Origin of the sequence: Pseudomonas sp. TH43 (assembly GCF_016650635.1) — a bacterium.
In the GTDB taxonomy this organism is placed as follows: Bacteria; Pseudomonadota; Gammaproteobacteria; order Pseudomonadales; family Pseudomonadaceae; genus Aquipseudomonas.
Genome location: NZ_JAEKFI010000001.1, coordinates 165,537 through 185,477 on the forward strand (window position 1 = coordinate 165,537; position 19,941 = coordinate 185,477).

20 protein-coding genes and 2 pseudogenes are annotated in these 19,941 nt (G+C 57.4%); 11 read left to right on the top strand and 11 right to left on the bottom strand.

The genetic code is table 11. The annotated features are described in order from the left end of the window. Positions 1–47 precede the first annotated feature (47 nt). Positions 48–878, top strand: coding sequence for an undecaprenyl-diphosphate phosphatase (locus JFT81_RS00640; protein ID WP_201225486.1), 831 nt, complete (start codon positions 48–50; stop codon positions 876–878). After that, positions 875–1,303, top strand: a complete 429-nt coding sequence (locus JFT81_RS00645) for a DUF1294 domain-containing protein (RefSeq protein WP_201225488.1) — start codon at positions 875–877, stop codon at positions 1,301–1,303. Before JFT81_RS00640 ends, JFT81_RS00645 begins: the two co-directional genes overlap by 4 nt. 119 nt (positions 1,304–1,422) lie before the next feature. On the opposite strand, the gene JFT81_RS00650 is transcribed toward JFT81_RS00645, so the two are convergent. Together JFT81_RS00650 and JFT81_RS00655 are read right to left on the bottom strand one after the other, a co-directional pair. Continuing rightward, on the bottom strand, positions 1,423–1,782 hold the full coding sequence (locus JFT81_RS00650) for an MmcQ/YjbR family DNA-binding protein (protein ID WP_201225490.1): 360 nt from the start codon (positions 1,780–1,782) through the stop codon (positions 1,423–1,425). Continuing rightward, positions 1,779–2,687, bottom strand: coding sequence for a LysR substrate-binding domain-containing protein (locus JFT81_RS00655; protein ID WP_201225492.1), 909 nt, complete (start codon positions 2,685–2,687; stop codon positions 1,779–1,781). The genes JFT81_RS00650 and JFT81_RS00655 overlap by 4 nt, the downstream gene beginning before the upstream one ends. A gap of 127 nt (positions 2,688–2,814) precedes the next feature. Here JFT81_RS00655 and JFT81_RS00660 point away from each other — a divergent pair, with 127 nt between their 5' ends. Both JFT81_RS00660 and JFT81_RS00665 read left to right on the top strand, forming a co-directional pair. Next, a complete protein-coding gene (locus tag JFT81_RS00660) occupies positions 2,815–3,426 on the top strand; it encodes an FMN-dependent NADH-azoreductase (protein WP_201225494.1) in 612 nt (203 codons plus the stop codon). 236 nt (positions 3,427–3,662) lie between these two features. After that, positions 3,663–4,700 carry a dienelactone hydrolase gene (locus tag JFT81_RS00665; protein WP_201225496.1) on the top strand — a complete coding sequence of 346 codons (1,038 nt, stop codon included), beginning with the start codon at positions 3,663–3,665 and terminating at the stop codon, positions 4,698–4,700. A 96-nt stretch (positions 4,701–4,796) separates the two neighbouring features. Here JFT81_RS00665 and JFT81_RS00670 read toward each other — a convergent pair whose 3' ends face one another. After that, positions 4,797–5,990 (bottom strand): MFS transporter, encoded by a 1,194-nt coding sequence (locus tag JFT81_RS00670; protein WP_201225498.1) that lies wholly within the window; start codon positions 5,988–5,990, stop codon positions 4,797–4,799. 328 nt (positions 5,991–6,318) lie between these two features. Beyond that, entirely contained in the window at positions 6,319–7,905 is a 1,587-nt protein-coding gene (locus JFT81_RS00675; RefSeq protein WP_201225500.1) for an ABC-F family ATPase, read from the bottom strand. 380 nt (positions 7,906–8,285) lie between these two features. Between JFT81_RS00675 and lpxO the strand changes: the two genes are divergently transcribed. Continuing rightward, positions 8,286–9,185 (top strand): lipid A hydroxylase LpxO, encoded by a 900-nt coding sequence (lpxO, locus tag JFT81_RS00680; RefSeq protein WP_201146572.1) that lies wholly within the window; start codon positions 8,286–8,288, stop codon positions 9,183–9,185. A gap of 235 nt (positions 9,186–9,420) precedes the next feature. Here the strand turns inward: lpxO and JFT81_RS00685 are convergent, their stop codons facing one another. Beyond that, positions 9,421–10,275, bottom strand: coding sequence for a Ku protein (locus JFT81_RS00685; protein WP_201225502.1), 855 nt, complete (start codon positions 10,273–10,275; stop codon positions 9,421–9,423). 190 nt (positions 10,276–10,465) lie between these two features. On the opposite strand from JFT81_RS00685, the gene JFT81_RS00690 reads away from it, so the two are divergent. After that, positions 10,466–10,807 carry a hypothetical protein gene (locus JFT81_RS00690; protein ID WP_201225504.1) on the top strand — a complete coding sequence of 114 codons (342 nt, stop codon included), beginning with the start codon at positions 10,466–10,468 and terminating at the stop codon, positions 10,805–10,807. Between the two features lie 52 nt (positions 10,808–10,859). Continuing rightward, on the top strand, positions 10,860–12,005 hold the full coding sequence (locus JFT81_RS00695; protein ID WP_201225506.1) for a PQQ-dependent sugar dehydrogenase: 1,146 nt from the start codon (positions 10,860–10,862) through the stop codon (positions 12,003–12,005). A 130-nt stretch (positions 12,006–12,135) separates the two neighbouring features. Here JFT81_RS00695 and JFT81_RS00700 read toward each other — a convergent pair whose 3' ends face one another. Beyond that, complete coding sequence (locus tag JFT81_RS00700) at positions 12,136–13,236, bottom strand: peptidase C39 family protein (RefSeq protein ID WP_201225508.1); 1,101 nt, start codon at positions 13,234–13,236, stop codon at positions 12,136–12,138. Between the two features lie 92 nt (positions 13,237–13,328). On the opposite strand from JFT81_RS00700, the gene JFT81_RS00705 reads away from it, so the two are divergent. After that, positions 13,329–14,903 carry a RimK family protein gene (locus JFT81_RS00705; protein WP_242485533.1) on the top strand — a complete coding sequence of 525 codons (1,575 nt, stop codon included), beginning with the start codon at positions 13,329–13,331 and terminating at the stop codon, positions 14,901–14,903. Positions 14,904–14,909: 6 nt separating this feature from the next. Further along, positions 14,910–15,832 (top strand): annotated as a pseudogene (locus JFT81_RS00710) (magnesium transporter CorA family protein). Positions 15,833–15,890: 58 nt separating this feature from the next. Here JFT81_RS00710 and JFT81_RS00715 read toward each other — a convergent pair. Then, positions 15,891–16,226, bottom strand: a complete 336-nt coding sequence (locus tag JFT81_RS00715) for a DUF2834 domain-containing protein (protein WP_201225510.1) — start codon at positions 16,224–16,226, stop codon at positions 15,891–15,893. A 350-nt stretch (positions 16,227–16,576) separates the two neighbouring features. On the opposite strand from JFT81_RS00715, the pseudogene ilvA reads away from it, so the two are divergent. Continuing rightward, a pseudogene (ilvA, locus tag JFT81_RS00720) lies at positions 16,577–17,572 on the top strand (threonine ammonia-lyase, biosynthetic); the annotation flags it as partial. Between the two features lie 30 nt (positions 17,573–17,602). On the opposite strand, the gene JFT81_RS00725 reads toward ilvA, so the two are convergent. Next, a complete protein-coding gene (locus JFT81_RS00725) occupies positions 17,603–17,908 on the bottom strand; it encodes an NIPSNAP family protein (RefSeq protein ID WP_201225514.1) in 306 nt (101 codons plus the stop codon). 21 nt (positions 17,909–17,929) lie between these two features. Beyond that, positions 17,930–18,415 (bottom strand): serine protease inhibitor ecotin, encoded by a 486-nt coding sequence (gene eco / locus JFT81_RS00730; RefSeq protein ID WP_201203362.1) that lies wholly within the window; start codon positions 18,413–18,415, stop codon positions 17,930–17,932. Positions 18,416–18,787: 372 nt separating this feature from the next. Here eco and JFT81_RS00735 point away from each other — a divergent pair, with 372 nt between their 5' ends. Continuing rightward, entirely contained in the window at positions 18,788–19,057 is a 270-nt protein-coding gene (locus JFT81_RS00735; protein WP_201203364.1) for a DUF1652 domain-containing protein, read from the top strand. Here JFT81_RS00735 and JFT81_RS00740 read toward each other — a convergent pair. Together JFT81_RS00740 and JFT81_RS00745 are read right to left on the bottom strand one after the other, a co-directional pair. Beyond that, positions 19,054–19,452 carry a hypothetical protein gene (locus JFT81_RS00740; RefSeq protein WP_201225516.1) on the bottom strand — a complete coding sequence of 133 codons (399 nt, stop codon included), beginning with the start codon at positions 19,450–19,452 and terminating at the stop codon, positions 19,054–19,056. The two genes, JFT81_RS00735 and JFT81_RS00740, sit on opposite strands and share 4 nt — an antisense overlap. A 90-nt stretch (positions 19,453–19,542) precedes the next feature. Beyond that, positions 19,543–19,812 (bottom strand): DUF2790 domain-containing protein, encoded by a 270-nt coding sequence (locus JFT81_RS00745; RefSeq protein WP_201225518.1) that lies wholly within the window; start codon positions 19,810–19,812, stop codon positions 19,543–19,545. Positions 19,813–19,941 lie beyond the last annotated feature (129 nt).

Genomic DNA, 19,941 nt, shown 5'->3' on the forward strand with positions numbered 1-19,941 from the left:
AAAATACTATCGGAGCATGCCCGCGCGCATCGCTCTTTGGGGGATTGATGGATCTTTGGACCGCCTTGCAGGCACTGATACTTGGAGTTGTAGAGGGGCTGACGGAGTTTTTGCCCATTTCCAGTACCGGACACCAGATCATTGTTGCCGACTTGCTCAATTTCGGCGGCGAACGGGCCATGGCGTTCAACATCATTATTCAACTCGGCGCGATTCTCGCGGTGATCTGGGAGTTTCGCCGCAAGATTCTCGACGTGGTAAAGGGCCTGCCGACGCAGCCCAGTGCACGGCGTTTTACCGCCAATCTGCTGATCGCGTTCTTGCCGGCGGTAGTGTTGGGGGTGATTTTTGCCGACCTGATCCACCAATATCTGTTCAATCCGATCACGGTCGCGGCCGCGCTGGTGGTTGGCGGCGTCATCATGTTGTGGGCAGAAAAGCGTCAGCATGCCGTGCACGCCGAAACGGTCGATGAAATCACCTGGAAAGACGCGCTTAAAGTCGGTTTTGCGCAATGTCTGGCAATGATTCCGGGCACCTCGCGCTCCGGTTCGACGATCATCGGCGGTTTGCTGTTTGGTCTGTCGCGTAAAACCGCCACCGAGTTCTCGTTCTTCCTCGCCATGCCAACCATGGTCGGTGCGGCAGTGTATTCGGGCTACAAGTACCGCCACCTGTTCGTGCCGGCGGATTTCCCGGTATTCGCCATCGGTTTCGTCACTGCGTTTATCTTCGCCATGATCGCTGTGCGCGGCTTGCTCAAGTTCATCGCCACCCACAGCTACGCGGCGTTTGCCTGGTACCGGATCGTTTTCGGTCTGGTGATTCTGGCGACCTGGCAGTTCGGCTGGATCGACTGGTCGGCAGCCAAGCCATGAGTGACTCCCGCGCACGCCGCCCTGAGGGCCGGCCTTCGAGTGGCAACATCCAGCATTTGAAGTTAAAACTGGTGGTGTTGCTGATCGTCTGTGCGTTGCCGTTGTTCGGCTCGCTGTCGATGTGGTTGCGCGGGATCTCGCTGGTGCCATTGGCGGGGTACGGCATCGTCAGTGTGCTGGCGTTTTTTCTCTACTGGGCAGATAAACGCAAGGCCCGCGCCGATGCCTGGCGCACGCCGGAGAACATCCTTCATGCCGTGGAACTGGCCGGCGGCTGGCCGGGCGCGTTGATCGCCCAGCAAGTGTTCCGGCACAAGACGCGCAAGGTGTCGTTTCAGGTTTTGTTCTGGGTGATCGTCCTGTTGCATCAGGTGTTCTGGATCGACCAGCTGTTCCTCCGCTTGAACCTGCTGAACCTGTTCTGAAGAACTGCAAAAAAACAATGTGGGAGCGAGCCTGCTCGCGAAGAGGCCCTGTCAGACAACATCATCGTTGAATGAAAGTCCGCTTTCGCGAGCAGGCTCGCTCCCACAGGGTGTTCGGGTTAAAGCAGTAATCCCGGCTGGGTTTTCTTCGGCAACTTGCTCACCACCAACTGATGCGAACGCTGCAACAATTCGCGCAATTCCTCGGCCGCCAGCGGGTAGGGCGGGTGCATGATGATCCACTGCGCCCGGGCCAGATACGGCGCCGGGTGAATACCCGGACGGTCGCAATGACCGAGAAACAGATCCTTGTCGACCTTGAACGCCAGTGAGTCGCCGCGCAAACCCTGCAAGGCAAACATCTTGTTGCCGGCAATCGAAAATACCCGCACGCCACCCCACTTATAGTCTTCCCGAGCACCCGGCAATGCCAGGCAGAAGGCGGCGACGTCGGCCTCGCTCATCTTTGCCATTTTCATAACAGTCGTTCCCCACAAGCATTAAACGATTCGACCAGATGATCGATCCACGCGCGCACCGCCGGCATCACCCCGCGTCGATGCGGATACACCGCTTGCAGCCAGCCACCGGGTAACGACCATTCGGGCAGCAATTGCACCAGTGTGCCGTTTTGTAGTTCCTCTTCGCAGTACATCATCGGCAGCAAGGTGAAACCCAGCCCTGCCAGCACACAGGCCTTGCGTACGATAAAGTCATCAACGCCGAGCCGCGCCTCCATGCTTAACTCGAAACTGTTGCTCTGCTGGTCGAGCAAGCGTACGTGTACCAGACGATCCGCTTCCAGCGCACCGAGTACCGGCAGGTTTCTCAAGTCCTGCGGATGGTTGATCGTTTGACCCTGGATAAACGCCGGGCTGGCCACCACCACCGTTTGCGCCTGGCGAAGGCGTCGGGTCACCAGCAACGGGTCTTCATCGCCCTGTTCGCGTACACGCAGGGCAACGTCGAAACCTTCGGCGACCAGATCCACCCGGCGGTTGAGCAGCACGACTTCCAGCTGCACCTGAGGGAATTTACCGAGGAAGCTACTGATGATCGTCGACAGCAGTTCGTGGGCAAGGCCTGTCGGGCAAGACACCCGCAAACGCCCGCGCGGCGCGCTGGACATGCTGGCCACCGCTTCGTCAGCCATCTCGGCTTCCAGCAGCATCGCCTGGCAATGGCGCAAATAACGCTCACCCACGGCAGTCAGGTTGAGTTGTCGCGTGGTGCGCTGCAACAAGCGTGCGCCCAGGCGTTCTTCCAGTTCGGCAATCCGTCGTGACAACCGTGACTTGGGAATGCCGAGCAATCGCCCGGCTGCCGCAAAGCCGCCGGCTTCGACGACTTTGGCGAAGTAGTAGAGGTCGTTGAGGTCTTGCATGGTGTTATCCAGCTGTTCTATCAATGGGACAAACTATCGCATTGTCGGCGGCTAATCAGCTATTGGTTTCTTGCGTAGGATTGTCTCCATTCCGTCGCCACCGGCGATTCCTTCCAGGAGATTCCACATGAAACTGCTGCATATCGATTCGAGCATTCTGGGCGACAACTCGGCTTCCCGTCAGCTGAGCAGCCAAGTCGTCAAAGCCTGGCAAGTCGCTGAGCCGAGCGCTGTAGTGACTTACCGCGACCTCGCCGCTGATGCCATCAGCCACTTCTCGTCGACCACTCTGGTGGCCGCCGGCACTACTGCAGAACTGCGCAACGCCGCGCAACAGCACGAAGCCGAGCTGAGCGCTTCGACCCTGGCCGAGTTCATCGCTGCCGACGCCGTGGTCATTGCTGCACCGATGTACAACTTCACCGTGCCGACCCAACTCAAAGCCTGGATCGATCGCGTTGCCGTTGCAGGTCAAACCTTCCGTTACACCGAAGCCGGCCCTGAAGGCCTGTGCGGCGGCAAGAAAGTGGTGATCGTCTCCACCTCCGGCGGTATCCATGCCGGTCAGGCCAGCGGCATCGCCCACGAAGAGTACCTGAAGCTGGTTTTGGGCTTCCTCGGCATCACCGATATCGAAATCGTCCGTGCCGAAGGCCTGGCGTATGGCGACGAAGTGCGTAACAACGCGATGACCGCAGCTCAGGCAAAGATCAGCGAGCAATTGTTCGCCGCTGCGTAAGGCTTGCGTAAAAAACAGCTGAGGTTCAGGTAACGCCCAAAAAACTCTGTATTCTGGTTCTGCAAGGGCCAAATATGGAGTTTTTTGTTTCCGACTGTTACATAATCTGGCCCGGGTTATGCAGTCAAACGATCAACGTCTGAAGGCATTGTCGTACCGGAACACCGAATCCCCGGCGTTTCTGGCCCGCAACGCAACGGATCTTTCGATTGAGTAACAACAGGGTGGGGCATCCCATGATGCGTCTTTGTGCAACGTTACTGATTTGCCTGCTTGGCAGCATGAATTCAGTGCAAGCTGCGCCGGGGCGTCATCCTGTCTGGAGCGTCGGTTACCACGAAATGACCTTCCTTGATCCACTCGACCTGCAACCGATGCGCGCCATCGCGTTCTATCCTTCCAGTGATCGCGAGCACATGAGCCTTCTCGAGGGATATTCGGTCGAGGCCGGTGAGGATACCAAGGTCGCTATCGGCCGCTTTCCAATGCTGATGCTTTCGCATGGCAACACCGGCACGCCATTGGCCTTGCACGACCTCGCCACTTCGCTGGCCCGCAAAGGTTTTGTCGTTGTGGCGGTGATTCACCCCGGCGACAACTCCAAGGATCACAGCCGGCTCGGCACTTTGAGCAATCTCTATGGGCGACCGATCCAGATTTCCGAAGCCATTACCGCAACCTTGGGCGACCGCATGCTGGCGCCGTACGTCAACGCCGAACAAGTTGGCGTGATCGGCTATTCTGCGGGCGGCGAGACAGCTCTGATTCTGTCTGGCGCGCAGCCGGATCTGGATCGTCTGCGTCGTTACTGCCAGGAACGCCCGGATGATCGTGACGCCTGCAACACCCAGGGCGAACTCATCGTTGACCGTGATGACCTTCAGCCCGTTGCCGATCCGCGCGTTCACGCCTTGCTGCTGATGGCGCCGTTGAGCCTGAAATTCGGCCGTCACACGTTGGCCGATGTGCATGTGCCGGTGCTGCTCTACAGCGGCGACGGCGACAAGTTGGTTGCATTCGATAAAAACGCCGCCGCCCTGGCGCGCAAGCTGCCGACGGCGCCAGACTTCAAATTGCTGGCGGGGGCAGGGCACTTCGTGTTCATGGCGCCGTGCAACGAAGAGCAGATCATCGCCATGCCAGCGTTGTGCACCGATGCCGACGGCGTCGATCGCGAGGACATCCACCGCAACCTCATTTCCGAAGCCGGGCGCTTTTTCTCCCATGCGCTGGGCCAACCAACGCGCGCCGGCATGCAGACTGCCGACCAATAACCCGAGCGCCGTAGGAGCGAAGCTTGCTCGCGAAGACGAATTAACATTCAACATCGTTGTTGAATAAAATGCCGCCTTCGCGAGCAAGCTTTGTTCCTACAAGGGCTGTGTGGCGCGGCGTCTGAGCAGCAGGGTCAGCCCCAAGCCGATCACTGATAACAGCGCCGCACAGAAGAAAATCCACGAATAGCCCAGATTCAACGCCACTGCGCCCATCAATGGCCCGGCAATCGCCAGCGCCAGATCAAAGAACACCGCATAAGCGCCCAGGCCTGAGCCGCGACTGGAACTCGGCACCTGTTTGATCGCCTCGACCCCCAGCGCCGGGTACACCAACGACAACCCGAAGCCCGCCAATCCGGCGCCGATCAGCGCAAACGCGGTTGAGGGCGCCAGCCACAATAGCGCGAGGCCCACGGTCTCGATGGTCATACAGGCGATGGCCGAGTTGAACCCGCCAAATCGGCTGATAGCCGAAATGAACAACAGCCGCGAGAGTATGAAACACACGCCGAACACCGTCAGGCAATACGCCGCGCCGCTCCAGCCTCGATTCAGGTAGTACAAAGTGATGAACGTAGTCAGCGTGCCGTAGCCGATCGAGGCCAGTGTCAGGCTGGCACCGAATGGCGCAATCCGTCCGAACACCGCCCAGAATGGCAGGCGCTCGCCGCGTATCACTGGCACCGAAGGTTTGTTGCGGATCAGCAGCAATGCCCCGGTCGCCAACACAGACAGGGCGATGCCAAGGCTGGTAAAGCCGTAATCGGCCACCATCACTACGCCCAAGGGCGCGCCAATCGCAATCGCACCATAAGACGCTATGCCGTTCCAGCCGATGGACTTTGCGGTGTGTTCGACACCGACCTGGCCCATGCACCAACTGATCGTCCCAACGCCTATCAGGCCTTGGGCAACACCCAGCAACAGACGCCCGGCGATCAGAATCAACAGGCTGGTGAGGGGGAAGCTTTGCAACAGCGTCGAAATCAACGTCAGCACGCCACTCAGCACAATGCCCAGCAAACCATAAACGATTGCCCGTTTGGTGCCGATCGTATCCGACATGCGCCCGGCCATAGGCCGGCTGAGCAGGGTCGCCAGATACTGCGAGCCGATCACCAGGCCGGCAATGATCGCACTGAAACCCAGCTGTTCGTGCACGTAACCGGGCAACACCGCAATCGGCAAACCGATGCAGAGGAAGGCAATAAACGTGTAGAAAACGATGGAGACGATCTGCAGGGTGATCGCCATGGAGCTTTGCGGAGGCTGTTGCTGCGCAGACATGAGGACTCGTTCGCGGGCGGCGGTGGGAGAGTTCGCATCATGGCGTGGGTGTCAGATAAAAGAAAGCAGGCTAACTATTTTTCCCGGCCGATCGTTCCCACGCTCTGCGTGGTAGCGCCGTCACGGGATGCATTCGAACGATCGGCATTGATGCCGCTGCGCCTTTGTAGGAGCTGAGCTTGCTCGCGAAGGGGCCATTCCTTTCAACGACATTGTTGAATGTTAAACCGTCTTCGCGAGCAAGCTCAGCTCCTACAAAAACAAAAAGCCCTGTCACATGGACAGGGCTTCAGCTTGCAGCTAGCCGCTCGAAACTCGGCGCTGCTATTTAGAACACGACGCCTTGGCTACGCAGGTAGTCGTCGTAGGTGCCGCTGAAGTCGGTCACGCCATCCGGGCTCAGCTCGATGATGCGCGTGGCCAGGGACGATACGAACTCACGGTCGTGGCTGACGAAAACCAGCGTGCCCGGGTAGTTTTCCAGCGCCAGGTTCAGCGCCTCGATCGATTCCATGTCCAAGTGGTTGGTCGGTTCGTCCATGATCAGCACGTTTGGCTTCTGCAGAATCAGCTTGCCGAACAGCATGCGACCTTGCTCACCACCGGAAATCACTTTGACCGACTTGAGAATCTCGTCGTTGGAAAACAGCATGCGGCCCAAAGTACCGCGAATCATCTGCTCGCCCTGAGTCCACTGACCCATCCAGTCGAACAGCGTGACGTCGTCTTCGAAGTCATGCGCGTGGTCCTGAGCGTAGTAGCCCAGTTCTGCGGCGTCGGTCCACTTGATGCTACCGGCATCCGGCGTCAGTTCGTTGACCAGCGTGCGCAGCAGGGTGGTCTTGCCGATACCGTTCGGGCCGATGATCGCCACGCGCTCGCCAGCTTCAACCTGGAAGCTGAAGTCTTTGAACAATGGTTTGCCGTCGAAGCCTTTGGCCATTTTTTCGACGATGACCGCCTGACGGTGCAGCTTCTTGTTCTGATCGAAGCGGATGAACGGGCTCACGCGGCTCGAAGGCTTGACCTCGGCCAGTTGGATCTTGTCGATCGCCTTGGCGCGGGAAGTGGCCTGCTTGGCTTTCGAGGCGTTGGCCGAGAAGCGGCTGACGAACGATTGCAGCTCGGAAATCTGTGCTTTCTTCTTGGCGTTGTCCGACAGCAGTTGCTCGCGGGACTGGGTCGCCACGGTCATGTACTCGTCGTAGTTGCCCGGGAACAGGCGCAACTCGCCGTAATCCAGGTCAGCCATGTGGGTGCACACGCTGTTCAGGAAGTGACGGTCGTGAGAGATGATGATCATCAGGCTGTTACGCTGGGTCAGGATGTTTTCCAGCCAGCGAATGGTGTTGATGTCCAGGTGGTTGGTCGGTTCGTCGAGCAACAGCACTTCCGGATCGGAAAACAGTGCCTGAGCCAGCAACACACGCAGTTTCCAGCCTGGCGACACTTCGCTCATCGGGCCGAAGTGTTGCTCGATGCCGATACCCAGGCCCAGCAACAGTTCACCGGCGCGAGATTCGGCGGTGTAGCCGTCCATCTCGGCGAATTCGGTTTCCAGTTCGGCCACGGCCATGCCGTCTTCTTCGCTCATTTCCGGCAGCGAGTAGATACGGTCGCGCTCGGCCTTGACCTTCCACAGCTCTTCGTGACCCATGATCACGGTGTCGATCACGGTGAATTCTTCGTAGGCGAACTGATCCTGACGCAACTTGCCCAGGCGCACGTTCGGCTCGAGCATGACCTGACCGCCGGACGGATCGAGATCGCCGCCGAGGATTTTCATGAAGGTCGACTTGCCGCAACCGTTGGCGCCGATCAGGCCATAGCGGTTGCCCGCGCCGAATTTGACCGAAACGTTTTCGAAGAGCGGCTTGGCGCCGAACTGCATCGTGATGTTAGCTGTAGAGATCAAGAGTTATTCCTGCGAAGCATTCTGAGTAGCGAGGGTGCGGCTGGAGCGCTTGGCCCGAGTCAAAGTGCGCTGAGGCGGGGGGTTCCCGTCATCAACCAAGGGGGGCGCGTAAAGTTTGGCGGCGATTGTACTGGTCTGGCTCTTTAAACGATAGGGCGAAGACGCCGCGGGCGCCGATTGGCGCAATCGCGGGACAGTTTTTCACAGATGAGTGTTCACTATCGGTTACAAAGTGTGGCTAAAATGCCATGCATATCACCCAGCGCCTTCAACCGCGCGGGCTCAAGGATGTGCCATTGGTATTCAGACCACTGCATAAGACGCTAGGCCACGAGCCGCCAGGCGCGCAGTTTGTTCACTTCTGACGTGTGACGATTTCCGTGAAACTCATCATTGCTGCTATTTATGTCATTTCCATTGCATACGTTCATCTTCGTGGACGAGTGCGCCACAAACTCGGTCGCCAACTGAGCGATCACTCGACGTTTCTGGCGCCGATCAACTGCTTTCTTTACCTGTTCTCGAAGAAACCGAACAAGCCTTACCTGGACCCGGCGGATTTTCCTGATCTCAGCGTGTTGCAGGCGCATTGGCAGGAGATCCGCGAAGAAGGTCAGAATTTGCTGCGTGCCGGCGAGATCAAACGCTCCAATCAGTATGACGATGTCGGTTTCAACTCGTTCTTCAAAAGCGGCTGGAAGCGCTTTTATCTGAAGTGGTACGGCGACAGCCATCCGTCGGCGATGAAACTCTGCCCTCGCACCACTGAACTGGTGCAGAGCATCGGCTCGATCAAGGCTGCAATGTTCGCGGAATTGCCGCCGGGGTCGAAACTCGTGCGCCATCGTGACCCGTATGCCGGTTCCTACCGTTATCACTTGGGCCTGGACACGCCGAACGATGCCGGTTGCTACATCAACGTTGATGGTGAGAACTACCACTGGCGCGATGGTGAGGCAGTGATGTTTGACGAGACATTCATTCATTACGCGGAAAACACCACTGACAAGAATCGGATCATCCTTTTCTGCGACATTGAGCGCCCGATGAAATATCGCTGGGCGGCGGCGTTCAACGCCTGGTTCAGCAAAACCGTGATGTCGGCGGCGGGTGCGCCGAACGATGCGGGTGACCGGACTGGCGGGATCAACCGTTTGTTCACCAAAATCTACAAAATTCGCCTGCGTGGCAAAGAACTGAAAAAGCGCAATCGCAAGCTGTATTACATGGAGAAATGGGCGATCTTCGGCGGTCTGCTGGCGATCTTCATCCTGATCTGATTCATATCCACCCGCCGCAATACCTACCTGGAGCAACCCTGTGGGAGCTATGTAGGAGCTGTCGAGTAAAACGAGGCTGCGATCTTTTGATTCTGTTTCCAAGATCAAGATCAAGATCAAGATCAAGATCAACAGATCGCAGCGTGCCGCAGCTCCTACATGGAGTGTCAGTGACGCTTGCTTTTAGAGACTCTCTCAAAAGCTACCTGTCAGTTGCCTGACGATTCTTCAGTTGTCATTCCCCCGACGCTTTTTTGGTCTTCTTCGCTGGAGCAGCCTTGGCCTTCGGCTTGGCCGCCGCTTTGCCGCCCAGGCTGCGTTTCAGCAGCTCGGTCAAATCAATCACATCAGCGGTTTTGCGCTCTTCCTCGCCACCCACCGTCTCGACATCCTCGATCTGGCCTTCATGGGCCTTTTTCTCGACCAGCGCCATGATCTTGTCTTCGAACTCGTCGTTGTAATCCTCAGGTTTCCAGTCCGCGCTCATGTCCTGCACCAAGCGTTTGGCCATGTCGAGCTCACCCTTGGCCAGTTGCGGCTTGGTCACTTCGCTGCCCAGCGCTAACTCATCCAGGCTGCGCACCTCTTGTGGCCAACGCAATTTGACCAGAACCAGCGCCGACTCCAGCGGCATCAACGCGGCCAGGTACTGGCGAGTATGTAAAACCACGCGGGCGAGGGCGACTTTATTGGTTTTGCTCAATGTTTCACGCAGCAGCGCGTAGACCTTGCCGCCACGTTTGTCCGGCGCCAGATAGTAGGGCGTGTCGATGTTCTGCAAGGGAATCTGCTCGGCATCGACAAAGGAAAAAATATCGATGGTTTGCGTGGAAACCGGGTGAGCCGAGCGAATTTCCTCCTCGCTGAGCACCACATAGCGACCTTTTTCGTACGCCACGCCTTTGACGATGTTCTCTTTGCTGACTTCTTTGCCAGTGACTTTGTTGACCCGTTTGTAACCCACCGGATCCATGCTGCGGCTGTCGAGCCAATCGAAGTCCACGCCTTGTGACGATGTCGCGGAAACCAGCGCGACGGGGATGTGTACCAGTCCGAAACTGATCGCGCCTTTCCAGATTGCCCGAGCCATGGTGGTGTTCTCCGAGTGATGATCGGATGACCTGTAGCGGCGGACGAAAGTTTCCTGCGATTGAGCTGGTTTGCGGGCGCTTGGTCAACTCGTGTTACATGTTGTTTAACGCCCATGGGTTAACAAATCCGAACCCAGCGCGTAGCGTGGACTCGAAGGCTCTATCCCCTGCGCATCGAGAGGCCGCTCCATGAACCGAATCTTGCTTGGCATTGCTGTCCTCGCCGTGAGTGGCGGTCTGGTTCACGCGGACGTTGTGCCGCCAGCGTCTACGTTACTCCTCGCGCAAAGTCCGACCGGCAACAGCAACAACCCCTACAACAGCCCGATTCGTCGGGCCAATCCCAACAGCATGCAAGGCACTCAGCCCAGCACACCGCCGGTACGTGGGCCCAATACCGTGCCAACGCCGCGACAGCCTACCGTGGAGAACCGTGGTATCGGTAATGGCCAGCCAATTCGCAGCGTGCCCAGCAAGCCACCGACCTTCATTCCCAATCCGCCCTCACGGGGTACCGACAGCAACCGTTGAACGGCAGGACTGAAGTTCTGTCAGCCTTTCAAGTGAACAAAAGGAATCGTACATGTTGCGTAAAACCCTTCTAGCCAGCCTGTGTGCCGGCGCTCTGATCAGCGCACCGGCGTTCGCCGCAGCGCCCCAGGAGCTGCAAAGCGAGCAGGGCACCCTCGAAGTCACGACGATAACCCAGGGGCTTGAACATCCATGGGCGCTGGCTTTTCTGCCCGATCGCCAAGGCATGCTGGTGACCGAGCGGCCAGGCAATCTGCGGGTGGTTACCAGTGATGGCAAGCTGTCGGCGCCGATCGGCGGGGTACCGAAAGTGTGGGCCAAGGGGCAGGGCGGTTTGCTGGATGTAGTGCTGTCGCCAGACTTTAAACAGGATCGTCTGGTTTACCTCTCATATGCCGAAGGTGGTGGTGCCGGAGACAAGGCCGGGACCGCGGTCGGTCGTGGGCGACTGTCGAACGACCTGAAGACGATTGAGGATTTCAAAGTGATCTTCCGTCAGGAGCCGAAACTTTCGGTCGGCAATCACTTCGGTTCACGGCTGGTATTTGATCGAGACGGTTATCTGTTCATCACCTTGGGTGAAAACAACGATCGGCCGACCGCACAGGATCTCGACAAGCTGCAAGGCAAAATCGTGCGGATCTACCCGGACGGCAAGGTGCCTGACGACAATCCCTTTGTCGGCCAGTCCGGCGTGCGCCCGGAAATCTGGGCCTACGGCATTCGCAACCCGCAGGGCGCAGCGCTCAACCCGTGGACGGGTACGCTATGGGAGAACGAGCACGGCCCGCGCGGAGGTGATGAAGTGAATATCGTCGAGCGCGGCATGAACTACGGCTGGCCTTTGGCGACTCACGGTATCAACTATTCGATGCAGCCGATCCCGGAAGCGCAGGGCAAGACCGTCGAAGGCACCGTCACTCCGCACCACGTCTGGGAAAAATCACCGGGTGTTACAGGCATGGCCTTTTACGATGGTGATCGTTTTAAACCGTGGCAACACAACGCGTTTATCGGTGCTTTGGTAACGCAGGAGTTGATTCGCTTGCAGTTCGATGGCGACAAGGTAGTGCATGAGGAGCGTTTGCTCGGTGAACTCAAACAGCGGATTCGCGATGTTCGGCAAGGGCCGGATGGGTATTTGTATGTGCTGACGGATGAGTCGAATGGTTCGTTGTACAAGCTTGGGTTGAAGTAGGGCGCTGACAGCGCTCTATACCTGTGGTGAGGAGATTTATCCCCGATGGATTGTGCAGCTTCTCTAGGAAGAGCGGGGCTGCTTCGCTGCCCATCGGGGATAAATCCCCTCGCCACAGGGGTTGTGGTGGCTAAAGAATTTGGGGGAATAGCACCACTGCAGCGCGTAGTTTTCCTCGGCCGAATCGGCACATTTTTTCAAACTCGCCATGACTGACGGGTACGTGCTGGCAGTCCATCGGCTGTCGGTGTTGGCTGTGGTCAACATCGGGATCATGCAGGTAGACGAAGTCCTCATCGCAATCGGTCACCACAACCCAGTGCGGTGATTTTGAGCGGGTCAGGCGATAGCTGCTGATCAGCACCAAAGGCTGGCCACCGGCGTCGAGCAATCGCGGCAAATCCACTGATGCGCCGATTACACATTCCACATCGGTCTCTGCGAGTTGCGCAGTGAACTCTTCATGCACTAAACGCATGACGTCTTTTTTATGCGTATCGCGTACACCTTCAAGGAACAGCGGCCCCTCCAGGCTAAGCTCCAAACGGACGCGAAAACCCCTGCGCCACGCCGCCAATGCCAGGCCTTGCGGACTGCATCCGCCATGGCCCGAGGTCATGAACACGGTCGTTGCCTCGCGCCAAAGCTGCAATTCTTCCCGGCGCTCCAGTAAACGCTTTGATTGCAACGCGCCCATGGCCATCAACAAACACGCCGGGCCGCAGGTGAAATCAGTGGTTTGCGCGTAATAAGGCACCTTGACGCTGCGCGAGTCACGGTGCTGGAGAATGCGTTTCTCCAGGCGCAAGGCGTCGGCATGGTCTTCGTAGTAATCGTGAATCAGGGCAAAACGCCGGTAACCGTTACGCTCGTACAGCGCAATTGCAGTGGGATTGTCGGTGCGGACTTCCAGGCGCAGATACGCACAATCGTGTTCCAGCGCACAGGCCTCGATCCGTTGCAGCAATTGCATGCCAAGACCCGTGCCGCGAGCCTCACTGGCAATAGCGATGGAGTACAGGCGCGCCAGCGATGTGCCACGATGAAACAGCACCAGGGCGTAGCCAAGCAGTTGGCCTGCGCGCTCGACCACCAGCAACTGGCCGTGCGCGCGGGTGATCATCCACTGGAAGCTGCGGCTGGTCAGCCGATCCGTGGTGAAACATTGCCTTTCCAATGCCAGCAGCGCCGGCAAATCTTCAACTACCGCCAGACGAAAAACAGCACTCATATGACCACCGTAAAAGTTGCGTAACGAAACGGGACTTTCGTAAAACTTCGTGCTTAATAGAAAAGGTCTTGTTCTCCAACGGATCAATCTCTATGTCAGCGGTACAGGGTCATTGGCGCGAAGTATCCGAGCAAAGTTTGCCGGCGGCAACTTATTTAAATTCAGCGGTCAGAGCCTCGAGTCGAGTGCTGATCATTGTCGAGCGCAAGGAAGATTGGGCATCTTATTTTCCCAGTGAAGACATCATCACCGCTCAGGAATATCTCGAACAAACCCGTGAAAGCGAGACGGGCAAGCGTGTCCAGGTGATCAATCTGTGTCGTAGCTACAAGTATCTGGGGCACGGTTATTACTGCTCTCTGCTCGCCGAAGCCCGCGGTCACAAGGTAATTCCGTCCGTGCGCACGATCAGTGAACTGACTAAGAAATCACTGTACGGTCTGGCGCTGGATGACCTCGATAAAACCCTCGAAAAAGCCCTTAGTCATCATCTTTACAGCGATACCGAAGGTTTTACCTTGACACTTTATTTCGGTCGTACGCACATCGAACCGCTGCAGGATCTGGCGCGTCAATTGTTTGAAGTATTTCCCTGTCCGATTCTGTTAGTTGAGTTTCGTCGAACTAACGGTTGGCACATAGAAGGGATAAAGTCCGGCGCCTTGCACAAGTTGCGTGACGACCAGGAGGATCAGTTTGCCAACGCACTGGACGGTTTCAGCCGTAAAGTCTGGCGCACGCCGCGCTCACCACAAGTGGCTCGATACGATCTGGCGATCTTGCACGATCCACAAGAGGCTTTGCCGCCGTCGAATAGCAAGGCATTGGAAAATTTCGTGCGGGTCGGCAAGACCATGGGCATCGATGTCGAGTTGATCGAACGCAAGGACTACGCACGACTTGCCGAGTATGACGGCCTGCTGATCCGCGAAACCACCAGCGTCGACAACCATACCTATCGCTTCGCCAAGAAAGCCGAAAGCGAAGGACTGGTGGTGATGGATGATCCGGCGTCGATTTTGCGCTGCACCAACAAGGTCTATCTGACCGACCTGCTCAACAGTCATCAGTTGGGCATGCCCGCCACGGAAATCCTTTACAAGGAACGACCCGAAGACTTTGAACGCGTTGGCGAGCGCCTCGGTTTTCCCCTGGTACTGAAGATTCCCGACGGTTGTTTCTCTCGCGGTGTCATCAAGGTCGAAAGCCAGCAAGCGTTGCTCGAAGCGACCGCCGAACTGTTTGAACATTCTGTGTTGTTGTTGGCTCAGGAATTTTTCTACACCGAGTACGACTGGCGCATCGGCGTGCTCAACCGCAAACCGATCTTCGCTTGCCAGTACTTCATGTCCAAAGGCCACTGGCAGATCTACAACCACAAAGCCAAGGGCCAGGACGTCAACGGCGAATGCCGGACGCTGGCGATCCACGAAGCACCACGCGCCGTAGTGGAATTGGCGGTGAAGACAGCCAACCTGATCGGCGACGGCCTTTACGGGGTTGACCTGAAGCAGGCGGGCGACAAAGTGGTGGTGATCGAGGTGAACGACAACCCCAATCTTGACGCCGGCATCGAAGACGCCTACTTGCAGGACGATCTGTATTCGCTAGTGCTCGAGGAGTTTGTGCGGCGTCTGGAGCTCAAACGGCGCGGCCAGGCCTGGTGATCACTGATGATCAACAGCTTTGCATTACGCCATGGCGCTTTGCAGCGGATCGAGCGACTGGATGCCGAGGTCATGTTGTTCAGCAACCCCGACGCTGCCGAGCGCGAGCTGTTGCACAGTCATTTCAAAGTCGATGAACATGCGCTGGCCTCGGCACTTGATCCCGATGAGGTGTCTCGGATCGAATTTCACCCGGATCACTTGTTCCTTATCTGGAAACGCCCGGAAACTATTCCGGTGGCGGCAGTCTGGCATTCGAAGTGTCGTCCTGCGGGCTGCTGTTCTCGCCGGGGCAATTACTCGTGATCGCAACCGATGACACGCCTCTGCACGGTCTCGGTACCCGTCAGCCATTGAACACACCGCTGGATGTGCTGCTGGATCTGCTGTTCAACAATATCCATCACTATCTCGGGCATCTTAAGGTCATCAAACTGGTTGCCCGCGAGTTGCAGCAGAAATTCAACGCCTCGATGCAGAACCAGCACCTGGTGCAGATGTTTAACCTCAGCGAGAGCCTGATCTATTACATCAATGCCCTGCACAGCAACGGTGCGGTGCTGACACGGCTGCGCAATCATGCCGAAAAACAGCATTTCAGCAGCGAAGCGATCGGTTTGATCGATGACCTGATCATCGAAAACAACCAGTGTTACAAGCAGGCGGAGATCTATTCCACGGTGTTTTCCGGGCTGATCGACGCGCGTGGCAATCTGATGAACAACAGCATGAACAATTTGCTGCGCAAACTGACGTTGATCAACGTGGTGTTTTTGCCGCTGAACCTGATTGCGAGCATTGGTGGGATGTCGGAGTTCAGCATGATGACCGCCGGGACGCCTTGGTGGGTGTCGTATCCGGCGTTCCTGGCGGTGATGTTGTTGGGGGCAGGGGGGATGTTGTTTGGGCTCAGGCGGTTGGCCAGGTGATGGGTGTTGCCTGATCTGGCGCCGTCGCGAGCAGGCTCAAGGCATCGGGCATTTCAGATCAGCCCGTTGAGGTCGACGCCGCCATTTTCCGATGCTGTTGAATCCCACGCACCACCAGATACAACAACGGCCCAATCGATACAAAAACTGCCGTCAGCAAGAGATACGGCAGCACCGACCAGACAGTCTGGCCACGCGACCTGGCGTCTTTGACCATCCAGATACCGGCCAGTGTCGCCAGCAGGTACAAATCAATCACCACCTGCGCTGTATCCGGGCGCGACATCAGGCTGATGCCGAAGTCGATCAAAGACTGCTCAGCCTGGAGCATTACCGAAACGGTATAACCGGTAAAAGCGAGCAAAGCCGTGAGGGGCAGGGCGACAGACATCATGCTTTCGTTCCTTGAAGTGATGAGCGGAGTCGCCAGACTACAGTCGCGCTATCAAATTGGCCATTGACTTGCCCGCAGCGCCCGAGCTAATTTCGCTTCATGACCACCGTATTGCGCTGCCAGCCAAGCATTATTACCGCCATTCCTCATTTGGCGGGCTAGCTCACGACTGCAGCACCCAACCCGCCCTAGAGGCGGGTTTTCATTTTCTGTCTCCTGGGTTGCCTACACCGTCCATGTAGGAGCTGCCGCAGGCTGCGATCTTTTGATCTTGATCGTAAAAAGCAACATCAAAAGATCGCAGCCTGCGACAGCTCCTACTGACAGCGTGTGAATCCGCTATCAAGGAGATGACTATGAAGTACAGCCTCGACCAGCAAGCTTTGCTTGAGCATTACGTGAAAAAGATTCTGGCTGCGCCGGTGTACGACATTGCGGTACGCACGCCTTTGCAAGCAGCGCCGGCGCTGTCTGAAGCGCTGGGCAACTGCATCCTGCTCAAGCGTGAAGACCTGCAGCCGACGTTTTCCTTCAAGATCCGCGGCGCCTATAACAAACTGGTGCAGTTGAGCGACGAAGAGAAAGCGCGCGGAGTCATCACCGCGTCGGCGGGCAATCATGCGCAAGGCGTGGCGCTGGCGGCGCGGGAATTAGGGATCGCCGCGACCATCGTCATGCCGTCCACGACACCTGAGCTGAAAGTATTGGGTGTGCGAAGTCGGGGCGCCGAAGCGTTGTTGCACGGCGAGAGCTTTCCGTTCGCGTTGGCTCATGCGTTACAACTGGCCGGGCAAACCGGGCGCACCTTCGTATCACCCTTCGATGACCCGGACGTGATCGCCGGGCAAGGCACGGTGGCGATGGAAATCCTCCGTCAGCACCAAGGCGCGCTGGACGCGATCTTCGTCCCGGTGGGTGGCGGCGGATTGATTGCCGGCATTGCGGCGTACATCAAATACCTGCGGCCGGAAGTGCGGATCATCGGCGTTGAATCCGAACATTCGGCGTGCCTGCAAGCCGCCTTGCAAGCAGGCGAGAGGGTCGTACTGCCCAGCGTCGGGGCCTTTGCCGATGGCGTCGCCGTTGCGCAGATCGGCGAATTCGGCTTTGAGGTTTGCCGCTTCTGTGTCGACGAGGTCATCACGGTCAGCAATGATGACCTTTGCGCAGCCATCAAGAATATCTACGACGACACTCGCTCGATCACCGAACCCTCGGGCGCGTTGGCTGTGGCAGGCATCAAGCAATACGTGGCCCGAACCGGCGCCAGAGAGCAAACTTTCGTTGCCATTGATTCCGGCGCGAATATCAATTTCGACAGTTTGCGTCACGTCGCCGAGCGCGCTGCGGCCTGCACCGTCCCGGCGTGATGTCGATCAAGGCAACAACGGGCGCAGAAAACTGCGCTCGTAGCTGAGGATGAACGTCTTCTCGACCAGCGAGGCCACCAGTGCCGTGCTTTCCGAATCGGTCATGGCGATATGCCGATAGCTTTCGTAATCGGCCAGCGAAGGAAAACTGAACAGGCAGTAAGCGATGTTGCTCGCGCCTTCTGACGGCAGGAAGTAGCCGTGGTGGGTGCCGCCCAAGCGTTCGACGATACCGAGCCAGGCCTTGGCGTAGGCTTCGAACTCGGACAACTGATAAGGATCGATGACGTATCTGACGTGGCAAGTAATCACGTAGGGCTTTCCTTGTTCAGGTTATTCCTGAAGGGCGGTTCCGACTTTGTCCGAGGCCGACCAGATGCGGTAGCGGACTTCGACGTCCTTGGGCGCATAAATCACCAACGGCAGCTTGCTGTTGTAACGCAACATGAAGCCATCACCGACAACCGGTACGAAGGCGCGCTTCTTCTGAGTACCAGGTGGGCAGGCCATCAGTGTGCTCATCGGGCCGATGACTTTTTCCAGTCGATAGAACGGGTAGCCCCAGCCTTCAAGGTTTTTCTCGTCCAGCACACCACCCAGCCGCTGGCGGTTGCAGTCCACTTCAAGGGTTTTACCTGCGAGGATTTCGACCTGGAAGTTTTCTTCCTGAGCCTGCTTGGGCAAATGAATGACCTGGCGGCTGAAGCCGGTTTCAGCTTTCGGGTACGGCGCGACATCTTCGAGCTTGGCCGCGTGGGCGAGGGTGGACAGGCTGGCGATGATCAGCCCGGTGGTCGCACAAATGCGTAAAGAACCCATGGAAGCCTCCTTGCAGGTGTAGGGTGGTTGACAGGCATTCTTACTGTCATGGGCGCTGAATGCAAACCCGCAACAGATTGCAAAATGCAACGCGCCGAGGGACGGTTCCGGCATTTTGCAACTGGCCTTATGCTGGCTTTCTCGCTAAGCCCTTGATTTATCAGAGGGTCGAAATGACCCGATGAAAGGCATGCTTTATGCGTCTATTTGGTGCGGCGCACCGGGTCCGGGCGCCTACACTCCAAGAGGCATTTCGCCGTACAACCGTTTGACGCACCCAGGGAATCAGCGGGGACACACCCGTGCAGGGGCGACAAAAGCGGTCAACGTGAAGAGTTGATTGGCAGTTTCATCATTAAGGAGAGGTTCACCATGTTTCTGTCTGCCTTGGAACTACGCAATATCATTGAAAGCAGTTTTCTGCCTAAACGCTGCCAGTGCACGCTGTCGCCGGATCTGTCGATGACCGTCAAGGTATTCGGCGATCACCGGACCGACCAGGTCGATCTGCACGTCAGCGGCATTGATGCCAGCCACCTCAATGGCTGTCGCGAGATCAACGAACTGATCGCTGGCTTGCGCTCGGATCTGGCGCAGCAAGCGACGCCGCATCACTACAGTCCACGATCCAGAGCCGTTTAACCAAGCGTTTCACCCAGTTCGACCGTCACGCGCCGGGCCTGCACAAAACCAAGGCCCAGCGCGAACTCGACCAGCACCGCGAGCAAAATCCCGGGGCCGGCATTGCCGTTGAGCCACTCGCCGAATCCCAGCACCGCCAAACCAAAACAGCCGACGATAAACCCATTGCTCAGCGCGTTACGCGCGACCGATACCGGTGCTTTGCGCACCCAATAAAACATGCAGCCCAAGGCTGCAAACAGTACTGCGCTGCGCCGCGCGACAACCCCGGCACCTTCTGAATACTCGATACTCCAGATGGCCAGCAACATATCTGGTACGAAGCCCCAGACCAGCGCCAGGAAAAAACACAAAGACGAAGTGATGCTCGACAACGAGCGAAACGACAACTGCATGGCTGATCCTTGCTGCAGTGAGGGAGGCCCCGAGCATACCTGCCGAAGCATCCCCACGCCTACCGCAAAACGGCAAATCAGAGCTTTCTGTCAGTTCTGGAAGTTGCACGCGTCAGACAATTTCCGATAGCTGATTTCCTCTGGTTTACCGGTGTTGTCGATGAACTTCATATCGGCGGTAATAACCTTGCACTGTTGAGTGGGCGGCTCGGTCATTGAAACCACCTTCGCCACATTCAGTGGCATGCCGTACTCATAAGGCACGGCTTTGGCGTTGGCGGAGGTGTCATTGGCCTGGGCCAGTCCGGCGAATACAGTGCAGGCGAGGGCGGTTGTAAGCAGGAACGGACGAATGTTCATGGTGGGACTCCCGTACGACGTGAAGAAAGTTCGGCGCGATATCGCCCGAACCTGCCGCACTGGGCGTCAGCAAAGCGCTGAAGGCGTGCGGTTCAGTAGAGTCTTTGACCGCGGCGTTAAGCGATGGTT